Source organism: Pseudomonas hygromyciniae (assembly GCF_016925675.1).
Classification (GTDB): domain Bacteria; phylum Pseudomonadota; class Gammaproteobacteria; order Pseudomonadales; family Pseudomonadaceae; genus Aquipseudomonas; species Aquipseudomonas hygromyciniae.
In genome coordinates, this window is sequence record NZ_CP070506.1 from 5,775,287 (window position 1) to 5,789,703 (window position 14,417).

The 14,417-nt window shown below is 61.1% G+C and carries 14 protein-coding genes and 1 other RNA gene; 10 read left to right on the top strand and 5 right to left on the bottom strand.

Going from position 1 to position 14,417, the window contains the following annotated elements; genetic code table 11:
• Positions 1 to 2 precede the first annotated feature (2 nt).
• Positions 3 to 560, bottom strand: a complete 558-nt coding sequence (locus JTY93_RS26145) for a YecA/YgfB family protein (protein WP_017739071.1) — start codon at positions 558 to 560, stop codon at positions 3 to 5.
• 137 nt (positions 561 to 697) lie between these two features.
• Between JTY93_RS26145 and JTY93_RS26150 the strand changes: the two genes are divergently transcribed.
• The 4 genes from JTY93_RS26150 (at position 698) to JTY93_RS26165 (ending at position 2,122) form a co-directional block, all read left to right on the top strand.
• Positions 698 to 907: a TIGR02449 family protein gene (locus tag JTY93_RS26150; RefSeq protein ID WP_007982902.1), complete on the top strand. Its 210-nt coding sequence runs from the start codon at positions 698 to 700 to the stop codon at positions 905 to 907.
• Positions 904 to 1,221, top strand: coding sequence for a cell division protein ZapA (locus JTY93_RS26155; RefSeq protein ID WP_029289530.1), 318 nt, complete (start codon positions 904 to 906; stop codon positions 1,219 to 1,221). The genes JTY93_RS26150 and JTY93_RS26155 overlap by 4 nt, the downstream gene beginning before the upstream one ends.
• A gap of 30 nt (positions 1,222 to 1,251) precedes the next feature.
• A non-coding RNA gene (ssrS, locus tag JTY93_RS26160) (6S RNA) lies at positions 1,252 to 1,430 on the top strand.
• A 56-nt stretch (positions 1,431 to 1,486) separates the two neighbouring features.
• On the top strand, positions 1,487 to 2,122 hold the full coding sequence (locus tag JTY93_RS26165) for a 5-formyltetrahydrofolate cyclo-ligase (RefSeq protein WP_205476577.1): 636 nt from the start codon (positions 1,487 to 1,489) through the stop codon (positions 2,120 to 2,122).
• A gap of 2 nt (positions 2,123 to 2,124) precedes the next feature.
• On the opposite strand, the gene JTY93_RS26170 is transcribed toward JTY93_RS26165, so the two are convergent.
• Positions 2,125 to 2,274: a hypothetical protein gene (locus JTY93_RS26170; protein ID WP_092231272.1), complete on the bottom strand. Its 150-nt coding sequence runs from the start codon at positions 2,272 to 2,274 to the stop codon at positions 2,125 to 2,127.
• Between the two features lie 195 nt (positions 2,275 to 2,469).
• Here JTY93_RS26170 and JTY93_RS26175 point away from each other — a divergent pair, with 195 nt between their 5' ends.
• The 4 genes from JTY93_RS26175 to JTY93_RS26190 all read left to right on the top strand — a co-directional run bounded on the left by JTY93_RS26175 (position 2,470) and on the right by JTY93_RS26190 (position 7,824).
• Positions 2,470 to 2,919, top strand: a complete 450-nt coding sequence (locus tag JTY93_RS26175) for an EVE domain-containing protein (RefSeq protein ID WP_205476576.1) — start codon at positions 2,470 to 2,472, stop codon at positions 2,917 to 2,919.
• Positions 2,920 to 3,026: 107 nt separating this feature from the next.
• Positions 3,027 to 3,992, top strand: a complete 966-nt coding sequence (locus JTY93_RS26180; RefSeq protein WP_169991250.1) for an HlyD family secretion protein — start codon at positions 3,027 to 3,029, stop codon at positions 3,990 to 3,992.
• A complete protein-coding gene (gene rbbA, locus JTY93_RS26185; RefSeq protein WP_205476575.1) occupies positions 3,989 to 6,706 on the top strand; it encodes a ribosome-associated ATPase/putative transporter RbbA in 2,718 nt (905 codons plus the stop codon). The genes JTY93_RS26180 and rbbA overlap by 4 nt, the downstream gene beginning before the upstream one ends.
• Positions 6,706 to 7,824: an ABC transporter permease gene (locus JTY93_RS26190; protein ID WP_205476574.1), complete on the top strand. Its 1,119-nt coding sequence runs from the start codon at positions 6,706 to 6,708 to the stop codon at positions 7,822 to 7,824. Before rbbA ends, JTY93_RS26190 begins: the two co-directional genes overlap by 1 nt.
• 93 nt (positions 7,825 to 7,917) lie before the next feature.
• Here JTY93_RS26190 and JTY93_RS26195 read toward each other — a convergent pair whose 3' ends face one another.
• Entirely contained in the window at positions 7,918 to 8,325 is a 408-nt protein-coding gene (locus JTY93_RS26195) for a flagellar basal body-associated protein FliL (protein WP_029289542.1), read from the bottom strand.
• Positions 8,326 to 8,474: 149 nt separating this feature from the next.
• On the opposite strand from JTY93_RS26195, the gene JTY93_RS26200 reads away from it, so the two are divergent.
• Together JTY93_RS26200 and glpT are read left to right on the top strand one after the other, a co-directional pair.
• The gene (locus JTY93_RS26200) at positions 8,475 to 9,455 is read left to right on the top strand and encodes an NADPH:quinone oxidoreductase family protein (RefSeq protein ID WP_205476573.1); all 981 of its coding nucleotides are present in this window, start codon (positions 8,475 to 8,477) and stop codon (positions 9,453 to 9,455) included.
• A 227-nt stretch (positions 9,456 to 9,682) separates the two neighbouring features.
• On the top strand, positions 9,683 to 11,020 hold the full coding sequence (glpT, locus tag JTY93_RS26205) for a glycerol-3-phosphate transporter (RefSeq protein WP_104911164.1): 1,338 nt from the start codon (positions 9,683 to 9,685) through the stop codon (positions 11,018 to 11,020).
• Here the strand turns inward: glpT and JTY93_RS26210 are convergent.
• Both JTY93_RS26210 and JTY93_RS26215 read right to left on the bottom strand, forming a co-directional pair.
• Positions 11,004 to 11,669 (bottom strand): gamma-glutamylcyclotransferase, encoded by a 666-nt coding sequence (locus JTY93_RS26210; protein WP_169991240.1) that lies wholly within the window; start codon positions 11,667 to 11,669, stop codon positions 11,004 to 11,006. The two genes, glpT and JTY93_RS26210, sit on opposite strands and share 17 nt — an antisense overlap.
• A gap of 41 nt (positions 11,670 to 11,710) precedes the next feature.
• Entirely contained in the window at positions 11,711 to 14,098 is a 2,388-nt protein-coding gene (locus JTY93_RS26215; RefSeq protein WP_205476572.1) for a TonB-dependent receptor plug domain-containing protein, read from the bottom strand.
• Positions 14,099 to 14,417: the final 319 nt, after the last annotated feature.

Below are 14,417 nucleotides of genomic sequence, written 5' to 3' on the forward strand. Positions count from 1 at the left end.
TCTTAGTGCAGCGACGGCTTGGGCGCTGCGGGCTCAGCAGACTTCTTGGTCTCGGTGAACAGTAGCAGCGGCGCGACGCGCAGGTATTCCATGACTTCCATATAGTCGCCTTCACCGTCTTCGGATTCTTCCAGGGCGTCTTGCACTTGGGAGATGGCGGCCAGGTCTTGCAACACTTCCTTGGCGTCGGTGCTCAGTTCCAGGCCGCCGGCGTTCACGCCAAAGCCATGGAGGAAGCCCTGGCACCATTGGCCCAGAGCAGCAGCACGCTCGGTGAGCGGCGCATCGTCGGTTGGCAGCAGCAGGACTACGGTGACGTCATCACCGGTCAGCTCGCCTTTAACCATTTCTTGCAAACCGATCAACGCGTTGCGCACGTTTTCGGTAGGCTCGGTTTCCAGCAGTTCGGCCACGTCGGCCAGCCAGTTATCGGCATCAAAACCGACGCCGGTGCAGCTGCGGCCCAACAGCACGCCATGCAGTTCGGCGGGCGAGCAAGGGTGACCGCTGGTGCTCAGCAGTTTGGAAAAAGCGTCGTACGGGGAATTCTGAATAGGCATGATGAGCTAGGCGCCAGGCGGCGCGATGTCTAGAATGAAGCGCTGTATCCTAGCACCGGCAGACGCACCCGACTATCAAGGGCGTCAGATCGTTTATCCTGCAGTTGCCATTCATCAGACAAATCCAGTGGAACCCCATGGAAGACACCGACTTGCAAGCGCTGATGGCCAGACTCGAATTGCTAATTACCCGGGTCGAGCAACTAAAGAGTCAAAACGGACTCCTATTAGCTCAGGAAAAGACCTGGCGCGAGGAACGCGCTCACCTCATTGAAAAAAACGAAATCGCCCGGCGTAAGGTCGAATCGATGATTTCGCGCCTGAAGGCCCTGGAGCAAGACTCATGAGTTCAAGCAATAGCGTCACCGTGCAGATTCTCGACAAAGAGTATTCAATCATCTGCCCCCAGGAAGAACGCAGCAACCTGGTGAGCGCTGCACGCTACCTGGATGGCAAGATGCGCGAAATCCGCAGCAGCGGCAAAGTCATTGGCGCCGACCGTATCGCCGTGATGGCCGCGCTGAACATTACCCACGATTTACTGCATAAGCAGGAACGCCCTGACGTACAGGCCAGCGGCTCGACACGCGAGCAAGTGCGTGACCTGCTCGAGCGCGTTGACCTGGTACTTTCGACCGACCAGGAACCACCCAAGGGCTGATTGCCGCGTCTATTTGGGGTATACTCGCCTCACTCCCTGGCGTGCTTGCCAGTCGGCGATGTCCCTGAGCCGATTCGCACTACCCTGGAAGTTGCACGTTGGGCTGGTGTGCATGTCCGCTAGACGGAAAGCCTTAAAGCCTACTGCATCTTCCACCTTGAACTTTCGGGTTCAAGGGCTAAGTCGACAGCGGTTCTGTCGGGGAGCCTGATTCCCAAACTCAATGCCAGTCTCCGGACTGGCATTGTTGTATGAGCCGACCACCATGACCGAACCTGCGCCACTTTCCCGTCCGCAACTTCGACGCATGTTGCGCAACGCCCGCCGCGCCCTGACGCCGAGCGAGCAGCGCCGGGCCGCCATTGGCCTGTATCGACAACTGGCACAGCACCCGCTGTTTCGCCGGGCCAAACATATTTCCCTGTACCTGCCGACGGATGGCGAAATCGATCCGCGCCTGCTGCTGCGCGCTGCCCAGCGCCGGGGCAAGGCCACCTACCTGCCGGTGCTCAGCGCCTGGCCACGGACCAAGATGGTGTTCCAACGCGTGGGCCCCAGGGAAAAGCTTGTGCCCAATCGCTTTGGCATTCTTGAGCCACGGGTCAATGTCGGGCGCCAGCGCAAGGTCTGGGCCCTGGATCTGGTGCTGCTGCCATTGGTGGGGTTCGATGATGCGGGTGGGCGGCTGGGCATGGGCGGCGGCTTTTACGATCGCAGCCTGGCGTACCTGGCCCGTCGTTCGGCGTGGCGCAAGCCAACGCTGCTGGGGCTGGCCCATGAATGCCAGAAGGTTGAACGACTGGCGCAGGCAAGCTGGGACGTGCCGTTGAATGGCACCGTTACCGATAGAAGATGGTATGTCGCAGAGGGGACGCCGCTGGAATCAACGGCGCCGAAATAGCGTCAACGCTTGAAGGTTTGTTGCTGCTGCTGTGCAAATTCAACGGGGGCTTCGGTCTTGTTCGACCATAGGCTTTGCGCATACCCGGTGGTCACGACGCCCAGACCGAACAAAATAACCAAAATCCATAGTAAATCCGGTTTGCGTTTCATCGATTGCCCCCCTTCAGGCATATCACACACGATGACAGCAACGTTCCAAAGTAGTCCGTTCCAGCTGCGTCAAGCTTAAAATCCCGGCATTCTGCGTTAACGTGAACCAACACGCAAACCTTGACGTCAACCGACCGTCGGTTTGTCATGAAATTGACAGACAACCTGCCCAATCCCCTGCAAAGGAGCAAAACCATGGCCTATTGGCTGATGAAATCCGAGCCCGATGAGCTGTCCATCAAGGGCCTGGAAAAACTCGGCGAGGCGCGCTGGGATGGCGTGCGCAATTACCAGGCGCGCAACTTCCTGCGGGCCATGGCGGTCGGCGATGAGTTCTTCTTCTACCACTCCAGTTGCCCGGAACCGGGGATTGCCGGCGTAGGGAAAATCATCGAAGCGGCTTATCCCGACCCGACCGCGCTGGAACCTGACAGCCATTACTTCGATGCCAAGGCCACACCCGAGAAAAATCCGTGGAGCGCCATCACCGTTGCCCACGTCAAGACCTTCCCCAAAGTCCTCGGGCTGGGCTACCTCAAGCAACAGTCCGCCCTGGCCGAAATGCCCCTGGTACAAAAAGGCAGCCGCCTGTCAGTGATGCCGGTGACCGCCGAACAATGGGCGGCGGTAATAGCCCTGCGCTAACCCGTCCAGCACTTCAGCACAGCAGGTCAGGTATTCATTTGACCGGCATCAACGGCTATCGGTTACGATCCCGGCAAACTAGGACGCTAACACCGCAGGATGCACCCATGTCGACGTCACATCGCAGTTCGCAATTCTTCGCCTTTCTCCTGATTTTGCTGTTGGTCGCCGCCGGCGGCTTCGGTTATTGGAAGTCCACCCTCGACCGCCTGCCGGAAGGCTTGAGCATGGGCAACGGCCGGTTGGAATCCACCGAAGTGCAGATCGCCAGCAAAATCCCCGGCCGCCTGGCCGAGGTGCGGGTGGATGAAGGCGACAAAGTGCTCAAGGGCCAACTGCTGGCGCGTATCGACACCCGCACCCTGGAAGCCCAGCGCTCCCAGGCCGAGGCCGAAGTGCTGCGCGCCAAGGAAAACTTCGCCGCCGCCGAGGCCAACGTGCAACTGCGCCAGAGCGAAAACCTGCTGGCCAGCCAGGAACTCAAGCGCACCCAGGAACTGTACCGCCGCGGTTTCGCCAGCGCGCAGTTGATCGACCAGCAACAGGCTCGCCAGAACACCGGCAATGCGGCGGTAGTAGCGGCCCAGGCGCAGGTGAACGCGGTCAAGGCCGCTATCGGTGCCGCCCAGGCCCAGGTGGCGCAACTGACCAGCGAAATCGACGACAGCAGCCTGCGCGCCCCCATCGACGGCATCATCCAATTGCGCCTGGCCGAGCCCGGTGAAGTGCTCGGTGCCGGCGGACGGGTATTGTTGCTGATCGATCCGAACGACCAATACATGAACCTCTACCTGCCCGCCTCGGTCACCGGTCGCCTGACCGTGGGCAGTGAAGCGCGGATCGTGCTCGATGCCCTGCCGGATCAGCCGTTGCCGGCAAAAATCAGCTTTGTCGCGGCCAAATCCCAGTTCACCCCCAAAGAAGTGGAAACCCGCGACGAGCGCCAGAAACTGGTGTTCCGCGTCAAGCTGCGCCTGACTCAACCCAGCGCTGTGCCCCAGGCCAAGCCCGGCATGCCCGGCGCCGGCTACGTGCGCACTGCCGACCTGGACTGGCCGGCCAACCTGCAATGAACGGCCTGGCGCTGCACGCCACGGGTATCAACCACCGCTACGGCAAGCAACAGGCACTGATCGACATCGCCTTCAGCCTGCCGGCCGGCACCCGCTGCGGGCTGATCGGCCCGGATGGCGCGGGCAAGTCGAGCCTGCTGGGCTTGATCGCCGGGGTTAAAAAGCTACAGGCCGGTGACTTGCAAGTGCTGGGCGGCTCCATCGAAGACCGCCGCCACCGGAACAGCCTGTACCCGTTGATCGCCTTTATGCCCCAAGGCCTGGGCGGCAACCTGTACCCCGAGCTGTCTATCAGCGAGAACATCCGCTTTTTCGCCACCCTGTTTGGCCTGTCCAAAACCGACTGCGACCAGCGCATGCACAACCTGCTGCTGGCAACCGACCTGGCGCGTTTCGCCGATCGCCCGGCGGGCAAACTGTCGGGCGGGATGAAGCAAAAGCTGGGGCTGTGCTGCGCGCTGATCCACGATCCGGACCTGCTGATCCTCGATGAGCCCACCACCGGCGTCGACCCCTTGTCACGCCGGCGCTTCTGGGAACTGGTGGAAACCGTACGCAGTGAGCGCCCGCAACTGACGCTGCTGGTGGCCACGGCCTACATGGAAGAAGCCGAGCAGTTCGAGCACTGCCTGATGCTTGACCGCGGCAAGCTGATCGCCGACGGTCTGAGCCGCGAACTGGCGGCTGTCACGCCCAGTGGCAAGCTGGATGAGGCCTTTACCCATTTCCAGGGCGACAGCGCGCATAACAACCAGCCGTTGGTGATCCCACCTCGGGCGAGCGACAACACCGATATCGCCATCGAAGCCCACGACCTGACCCTGCGTTTTGGCGACTTTACGGCGGTGAACAAGGTCAGCTTCGCCATTGGCCGTGGTGAGATCTTTGGCTTCCTTGGCTCCAACGGCTGCGGCAAGACCACCACCATGAAAGTCCTCACCGGGCTGATGCCGGCCAGCGAAGGCAGTGCCACGCTGCTGGGCAACCCGGTGAACGCCAAGGACCTGGCGACCCGCAAGCGCGTGGGCTTCATGTCCCAGAGCTTCTCGTTGTACGGCGAACTCAGCGTGCGCCAGAACCTGGTGCTGCACGCACAACTGTTCGACTTGCCCAAAGCCGACAGCGGCCCGCGCATCGAAGAATTGATCCAGCGTTTTGACCTGGGCAGCGTTGCCGAGCAACCCTCCGGCGAGTTGCCCCTGGGTTTGCGCCAGCGCCTGTCCCTGGCCGTGGCGGTGCTGCATCGCCCGGAAGTGCTGATCCTCGACGAACCCACCTCCGGTGTGGACCCCGCCGCACGCGACGATTTCTGGCGCTTGCTGGTGGAGCTGTCCCGCGAGCAAGGGGTGACGATTTTCCTCTCCACCCACTTTATGAACGAAGCCCAGCGCTGCGACCGCATTTCGTTGATGCACGCCGGCAAAGTATTGGCCTGCGACACACCGGACGCGCTGCAACAGCAGTTCCACGGCGAGACCCTGGAAGCCGCGTTCGTCACCTGTCTGGAGCAAGCCCAGGAAACCCAGGAAGCCGCCACGCCCAGCGCGACCGTCAGCACGCCAACCACGCCACCCGTCAGCAAACGCGGCTTCAGCCTGACGCGCCTGCTGGCAGTAGCCAGCCGTGAAGGCAAGGAACTGCTGCGCGACAAAGTGCGCATGGCCTTTGCCCTGCTCGGGGCGATTTTCATGATGGTGATCTTCGGCTACGGCATTTCCCTGGACGTGGAAAAACTTGCCTTCGCCGTGTACGACCAGGACCAGACGCCACAAAGCCGCGCCTACCTGGAAGCCTTCCGCAGTTCGCGCTACTTCGCCGAACAGCCGCCAATCACCGATTCGGCTGAGCTGCACCGACGCCTGCAGCGCTCGGAAATCAAACTGGCCCTGGAAATTCCACCCGGGTTTGGCCGCGATCTGTACGCCGGACGCCAACCGGCGGTGGCCGCCTGGCTCGATGGCGGCATGCCGTTTCGCGCCGAGACCAGCCGCAATTATGTAGAAGCCGTGCACCAGGCCAATCTCCAGCAATTGGTCGAACTCAACAGCACACCGCTGTCCCAGCCGCCTGCGGCCAAACTGGAAACGCGCTTTCGCTACAACCAGGACGTGGTCAGCGTCAATGCCATCGGCCCCGGCGTGATGGCGCTGATCCTGGCCTTTATCCCGGCAATGCTCACTGCCCTGGGCATCGTGCGTGAGAAGGAGCTGGGTTCGATTACCAACTTCTACGCCACGCCGCTGACCCGCCTGGAATTCCTCCTCGGCAAACAGGCGCCATATCTGGTCATCAGCCTGATCAACCTGGCCTTGCTGGTGGCGATGAATCGCTGGCTGTTCGGCGTGCCATTCAAGGGCAGCGCTCTGACCCTGGCCTTTGGCGGCCTGCTTTACGTGCTGGCGACCACCAGCATGGGCCTTCTGATTTCCGCGTTCACCCGCACCCAGATCGCCGCGATCCTCGGCACCATGATCATCACCAGCCTGCCAACCATCCAATTCTCCGGGCTGATCGTGCCGCGCTCGTCCCTGGAAGGGGCAGCCGCGCTGATGGGCATGCTGTTTCCTGCCGGTTATTTCCTGGATGTGGCCGTCGGCACCTTTACCAAAGCCCTGGACTTGCGCCAATTGTGGCCTCAGTGCCTGGCGCTGTTCGGGTTTTTCCTGGGATTCACCGGGCTGAGCCTGATCATGCTCAAGAAGCAGGAGGCCTGATGCACAAGTTCGCCCATATCCTGCGTCTAGGGTTCAAAGAGCTCACCAGCCTGCGCCACGACAGTGTGTTGCTGTTGTTTCTGTTCTACGCCTTCACCGTCGCCATCTATATGCCAGCGGCCGGCTCGGTGATTGGCGTACACAACGCCAGCGTAGCCTTTGTCGATGAAGACCACGGCCAACTGTCGCGCCAGTTGGCCGAAGCCTTGCAGCCACCGGAGTTCCAGCCCGCCGTGCCACTGGCCTACGACCAGCTGGACAAGGTCATGGACAGCGGCCAGTACACCTTCGTGATCAACGTGCCAGCCAATTTCCAGGCGGACCTGTTGGCCGGGCGCCAGCCGAGCGTACAGGTCAACGTGGATGCCACGGCGATGAGCCAGGCCTTTATGGGCGCGGGTTATATCGGGCGGATTTTCCAGCGCGAACTGCTGACCTACAGTGGCCAGTCTGACGCCAGCCAGCTCCCGCCGGCGACCCTCACCACCCGGGCATTGTTCAACACCAACCTGGAAGGTGGCTGGTTCCTGGCGGTGATCCAGATCGTCAACAACATCACCATCCTCGCCATCGTCCTGACCGGCACCGCGCTGCTGCGCGAGCGCGAACACGGCACCCTCGACCATCTGCTGGTGCTACCGCTGACAGCGCTGGAGATCATGCTGGCGAAAATCTGGAGCAACATGCTGGTGGTGGTGCTGTGCACCTGGCTGTCGCTGGAAGTGGTGGTCAAGGGCATGCTCGGCGTGCCGCTGGCCGGGTCGTTGAGCCTGTTCCTGCTGGTGACGGCACTCTACCTGTTTGCCAGCACCGCCCTGGGCATCTTCCTGGCCACCCTCGCCCGCTCGACGCCGCAATTCGGTTTGCTGGCAATCCCGGTGATCATTCCGATGCTGCTTTTGTCAGGCGGCAGTACGCCGCTGGACAGCATGCCCGAATGGTTGCAATGGGTGATGCAGGGCTCGCCGTCGACGCACTTTGTGAGCTTGAGTGCGGCGATTCTGTTCCGCGATGCGGGAGTAAGCGTGGTGTGGCCGGACTTGCTGGCGCTGGCGACCATTGGGCTGTTGTTTTTTGCGGTGGCCTTGGCCAGGTTCAGGAAAAGCCTGGCGTCTTGAGGGGCCCGCAAGGCCGTCATCGCAGGCAAGCCAGCGCCCACATTTTGAGGGTGAGCACCGTCAAATGTGGGCACCGGCTTTTCAGCGCGCGCTTTACTGGATGATCAAGTTGTTGAACAACAGGTCCTCGACCACCGGCTTGCCGGTTTCGTCGTTCATCACTTGTTGGGTCTGCTTCAACGCTTCCTGGCGCAACTTCTCTTTGCCTTCGACACTGCCCATGCTCTCGACAGTCTGCTGGGTAAACAATGCCACCAGTTGGTTGCGAATCAACGGTTCATTGGCCTTGATCGCCGCCGCCGCTTCCGGGCCGGTCACGCGCAGGGCCACATCGGCCTTGTACACCCGCAGTTTCGGGCCGCCATCCAAGGCGTAGTTGCCCACAAAAGGCGGCGTCAGGCTGTAATAGCTGACCTTCGGCGCTTCGCCTTCCTTGGCTTCTTCGGCATGGGCTGCCATCGGCAACGTCAGGGCCAGCATCAACAGGATCCACGCTTTCACAGTTCATTCCTCACATTCGGTTGCCAGTAGCATAACGCTAGCAAGGCAGAGCACAAGCTTATGGCGACTTATCAGGCCGGGGCATGCTCGTTGACCCGTGACCTTACCCACCTACACTTATCGGCCAATACGCCAAAAGGAATAGTCCGATGAAAGCTGTGCTGTGCAAAGCCTTCGGCCCTGCCGAAACCCTGGTGTTGGAAGACGTCGCCAGCCCCGCGATCAAGAAGAACGAGATCCTGCTGGATGTGCATGCCGCAGGGGTGAATTTCCCGGACACGCTGATCATCGAGGGCAAGTATCAGTTCAAGCCGCCCTTCCCGTTCTCGCCGGGTGGCGAAGCGGCGGGCGTGGTCAGCGAAGTCGGGGAAAAGGTCAGCCACCTCAAGGTCGGTGACCGGGTCATGGCGTTGACCGGCTGGGGCAGCTTTGCCGAACAGGTCGCGGTACCGGGCTATAACGTACTGCCGATCCCGCCGAGCATGGACTTCAACACCGCCGCCGCCTTCAGCATGACCTACGGCACCTCGATGCATGCGCTCAAGCAGCGTGGCCACCTGGCGGCCGGCGAGACCCTGCTGGTGCTGGGCGCGTCCGGTGGCGTGGGCCTGGCCGCCGTGGAAATCGGCAAGGCCATGGGCGCCCGGGTGATCGCTGCCGCCAGCAGCGCCGACAAGTTGGCCATAGCCAAGGCCGCAGGTGCCGATGAGCTGATCAACTACAGCGAAAGCAACCTCAAGGATGAAATCAAACGCCTGACCGATGGCAACGGTGCCGACGTGATCTACGACCCGGTGGGCGGCGATCTGTTTGACCAGGCCATCCGCGCCATCGCCTGGAACGGCCGCCTGCTGGTGGTGGGCTTTGCCAGCGGGCGTATTCCTGAGCTGCCAGTAAACCTGGCGCTGCTCAAGGGCGCGGCGGTGGTTGGGGTGTTCTGGGGCTCGTTCGCCCAGCGCCAGCCGCAGGATAATGCGGCGAATTTCCAGCAACTGTTCAGTTGGTATGCCGAGGGCAAGTTGAAGCCGTTGGTGTCGCAAGTGTATCCGCTGGACAACGCCGCACAGGCGATCAACGACCTGGGGCAACGCAAGGCCGTGGGCAAGGTGGTCGTCCAGGTCCGCCAGTGATTTGAAATGCGCTCAGTGTGGGAGCTGGCTTGCCTGCTCCCACATTTGATCTGCTGTGTTCTGAGGAATCTGATCACGCCTTCTATTTATCTATTCGCGACATGTTCGTAAAAGAACATGCAATTCCTCCCGTTTCCTGTGTTTGCAGATAAGAGGCGATGCTATTTTCGGTAACGAAACTGTAACATTCGCATCCGCAGTCAAAACAAGAAATTTGGAGCTCTTGAATGTTTGCTTTCTTTCGTCCTGCCCCTCATCAGGCACCCCTGCCTGAAGAAAAAATCGACAGTACCTACCGACGACTGCGCTGGCAGATCTTCGCCGGTATTTTCTTTGGCTACGCGGGTTACTACCTGCTGCGCAAGAACTTCTCCCTGGCCATGCCATACCTGATCGACGAGGGTTACACCCGTGGTCAGCTGGGCCTGGCCATGTCGGCGATCGCCATTGCCTATGGCCTGTCCAAGTTCCTCATGGGCCTGGTGTCCGACCGCTCCAACCCGCGCTACTTCCTGCCTTTTGGCTTGCTGGTGTCGGCGGGGGTGATGTTCATTTTCGGTTTCGCGCCTTGGGCCACCTCCAGCGTGACCATGATGTTCATTTTGCTGTTCATCAACGGCTGGGCCCAGGGCATGGGCTGGCCGCCGAGCGGACGGACCATGGTGCACTGGTGGTCGCAGAAAGAGCGCGGCGGCGTGGTGTCGGTGTGGAACGTGGCGCATAACGTCGGCGGCGGCTTGATCGGCCCGCTGTTCCTGCTGGGCATGGCCTGGTTCAACGACTGGCACGCCGCGTTCTATGTGCCGGCCACCGTGGCCCTGTTGGTGGCGGCCTTTGCCTTCATCACCATGCGCGACACCCCGCAGTCGGTGGGCCTGCCGCCTATCGAGAAGTACAAGAACGACTACCCGGAAGGTTACGACGACAGCCACGAAGACGAATTCAGCGCCAAGGAAATCTTCGTCAAGTACGTGCTGCGCAACAAAATGCTCTGGTACATCGCCTTCGCCAACGTGTTCGTCTACCTGCTGCGCTACGGCGTGCTGGACTGGGCACCGACCTACCTCAAGGAAGCCAAGCACTTCACGGTCGACAAGTCGTCCTGGGCGTACTTTTTCTATGAGTGGGCAGGGATTCCGGGCACGCTGCTGTGCGGCTGGATGTCGGACAAGATCTTCCGTGGCAACCGTGGCCTGACCGGCATTGTGTTCATGGCATTGGTGACCGTGGCGACCCTGGTGTACTGGCTCAACCCGCCGGGCAACCCGATGGTCGACATGATCGCGCTGTTCTCCATTGGCTTCCTGATCTACGGCCCGGTGATGCTGATCGGCCTGCAGGCGCTGGAGTTGGCGCCGAAGAAAGCCGCCGGTACGGCCGCAGGTTTTACCGGCCTGTTCGGTTACCTGGGCGGTTCGGTAGCGGCCAGTGCGGCCATGGGCTACACCGTGGACCACTTCGGCTGGGATGGCGGCTTTGTGCTGCTGATCGGCGCGTGCCTGTTGGCTATCGCGTTCCTGATTCCTACGCTGTGGCACACCAATAGCGTCAGCTCGGCGCGTTAATCGCCGCGACGCCTTTGGCACATCGCTTGAGCCGCGCCTCCAGATTCTTGTCTGGCATGGCGTGGCTACGCAGGGCGTTGACAGTCTGCTCGACATAATCGCGAGTAGTGCCGTAACGCCCGCAAGCGCTGGCAAATACCTGGTTCAGCACGCTGTCGGGCAAGTTGCCGGCGTAGCTGGGCAAGTGCCGCTCCAGCACAAAACCCAACGCCTGCACCTGACTGCCGTCTTCAAGCCGGCAACTGAGCCAGTGTGGCCGATACGAAGGGTAAGGCATCTCGCGCTGCCACAAGGCATAGAGCGAAGCCTCCAGCTGATCCTCCGGCAGGCGATAGGCAAAACCGCTGCATGAGCCGCCACGATCCAGACCAAACACCAGCCCCGGCAACTCCGGCGTACCCCGATGCTCGTGGGACCACAGGTACAGGCCCCGGTGATAACCGTGGACCCGTGCGCGCAGGCGTTGGGTTGCCGAACACTCGGGACGCCAGATCAGCGAGCCGTAGGCAAACAACCAGACCGGCCCACCCTTGTGCAGGCCCATGGTGGCCTGCATCGAGCTCATCAATTGTTCGTGAGTGAGTTGCGGCCCCAGATCGAGCCGCGGAGGGTAAGCCAATTGCAGAAGTTCGGATTCAATAACGGTCATGGCGGATCGCTTAGGTCTCCTTTCTCGGAAATGAAGAGCTACTACCAGTTATAGGCGACTTTACCGTAATAGAACGCGCCGCTGTAACCGTAAGGCGAAAAAGTGCTATAGGCCAGGTTGCCGCCACTGCTGGCGTAGGCATTGAGCTTTTCCGGGTACTTGTCGGTGACGTTGTCGCCGCCCACGGTGAAGGTCCAGTTGTGCAATTTGTAGTCAGCCGACAGGTCCAGCACCCAGGCAGCCTTGAAGGTCTGGTCGTTGACCTTGTCTGCCTGGTAGCTGGTGAACTCGCCATAGCGCACCAGATTGCTGTGCAGCGCCCAGTTGCCGAAGGTGAAATCGTTGCCCAGGCTCAGCTTGTGTTGGGGCGTGGTGTCGCCCAGCAAACCGATGCGCTCGCGCCGGTCGACCCGCACCAGATTGGCCCCCAGGCTATCGAGAATGGCCGGGTTGGCCTTCACGTCCGTGACCTTGGTGTGGTTGTAGTTGTAGCCCACGGTGCTGTTCCAGCGGATGCCGTTGTCCAGCTGGTAACGATAGTTAGCCACCAGGTCGACGCCGTCGGTGCTGGTATCGGTAGCATTGGTGAAGTAGCGGGCGGTGGTGTAGTCGATGTTGCCGACACCGTTGGCCTGCAGATAGGCGCGCGTCGCCGCGTTAAGGGCCAGGTTGGACGACAGGCTGATGCGGTCGCGAATATCAATACGGTAGACGTCGACCGTCACTGTCAGGTTGTCCGCAGGCTCCAGCACCAGGCCCAGACTGTAGTTGCGCGACTTCTCGGCCTTGAGGTCTTCGGCGCCGAGCAAGCGCGCCACCTGACTGTTGGCCGGGAAGGTGCCGGCTTCCTGGATGGTGTTGCCGATCAACTGCGACGAGGTGTAGGCAAAGTTCTGCTGGGCCAGGGACGGCGCACGGAAGCCATTGGAAATGCTACCGCGCAGGGCCACTTGCGGGGTGAAATCATAGCGCGCCGACAACGAGCCGCTGACGCTGGAGCCAAAGTCGCTGTAGTCCTCATGTCGCACCGCCGCCGACACCCCGAGTTGTTCGGTGAAATTGGTTTCCAGGTCCAGGTACTGCGCCCAGTTGTGGCGCGAGGTGCTGCCGGCGTCGGCATCGCGGAAACCGCCGAGGCCTGAACTGCCGGTCTGGTAGTAGGACGCCGGCTCACCGGCTTCAATCTCATAGCCCTGGTGCAGGTATTCGCCGCCGAATGCCACCGAGACCGGGTACGGCAACCAGCCCAGGTCAAACTCACGGGACAGGTCCAGGCTGAGCTGCTTCTGCTCGTTGCTCAGGGTGCCGTTGTCGAATTTGCGTGGCGTCGCCAGGCCCAGGGAGGTGTTGATGGTTGCGGTGCGCAGTTCGTATTGGTTCTTGCCGTAGTTGGCCGACAGGTCGTAGTGCCAGTCATACGCCAACTGCCCACGCAGGCCGGCCACCAGCGAGGTGTCTTCGAGGCTGCCACGGATCAGCGGCAGGTAGCCATTGGGGTTGAGCGCCGGAAGGTTGTTGGACGCGTTGCTCGCCCGATAGAACGCCGCCGTCTCGCCGCGCCGCTTGCTGTAGCCGCCAAAAGTGTAGAACTCAGCGGCATCGTTGAAGGCGTAACCGGCGTTCAACCACAGCTTGCCCTCGTTGGTCGAGGGTTCGCCCTGGCGGAACACCCGCTGGCCGTAAGTGGTGGAGCCGATGCTGGCCGGGCGGTAATCGTGGCCGGCGCGATTGGTGTAGTCATTGTCGGCACCTTCGGCCGACAGGTTGATAAATCCATTCTCGCCCACGGCCAGGCCGGTGTTGCCGCTGATATTGCGCTGGATCCCGTCACCTTTCTTGTACTGGCCGAACTTGCTGGAAACCGAACCACCGTGGTCGGTCTGCTTGAGGATCACGTTGATCACCCCGGCAATCGCATCGGACCCGTAGCGAGCCGACGCGCCATCGCGCAGCACTTCGATATGGTCGACCGCCGACAGCGGGATGGCATTCAAATCCGCCGGGGCCGAACCGCGGCCAACCGCCCCGCCCAGGTTGACGAAGGCGCTGGTGTGGCGCCGCTTGCCATTGACCAGTACCAGCACTTGATCCGGCGACAGGCCACGCAGTTGTGCGGGGCGCACCAGTTCGGCGCCGTCCACCAGGCTAGGGCGGGGGAAGTTGATAGAAGGAATCAGCCGCGCCAGTACCGCGCCCAGTTCATCGGAACCGGTGCTGCGCAGGCTTTCGCCGGAAATCACATCGATAGGTGAGAGTGACGCGCTGGCCGTGCGCTCTTGGGCGCGGGTACCGGTGACGATCACGGTGTCGAGTTTTGGCGTTTCGGCCGTCGCCGCTTCAGCGGCGATCACTGGATTGAATCCCACGGCGGCCAGCAAATTGGCTGACAAAATCGCCGTGTACAGCGCGTGCTTGTTGTAGCTCCCCATACCGCTCCCCTTGGAATCAAAAGTCAGAACGTCAATGCCCTGAGTTCATACGATCGATCCGTGTGGCGGACGGTGGCGGTCATTTACTGGTTATTGGCAGACAGTCGGTGGCCCGATGACATATAGCTTAATGATATTTATCTTGACGAATAAATATCTTTTAAGAATAAGCAAAAGCATAAGCAACAGGCTCCATTCGTCAGGATTACTCCGGAAAATCCCGCTATTTTCAGCGCCCGTTCAGCCTTTGTGGCGAGCGAGCCCTCAAACTAGGCCCGCGTCACGACCCACTTAGCCGCGCATCCACCGACTATCGAGG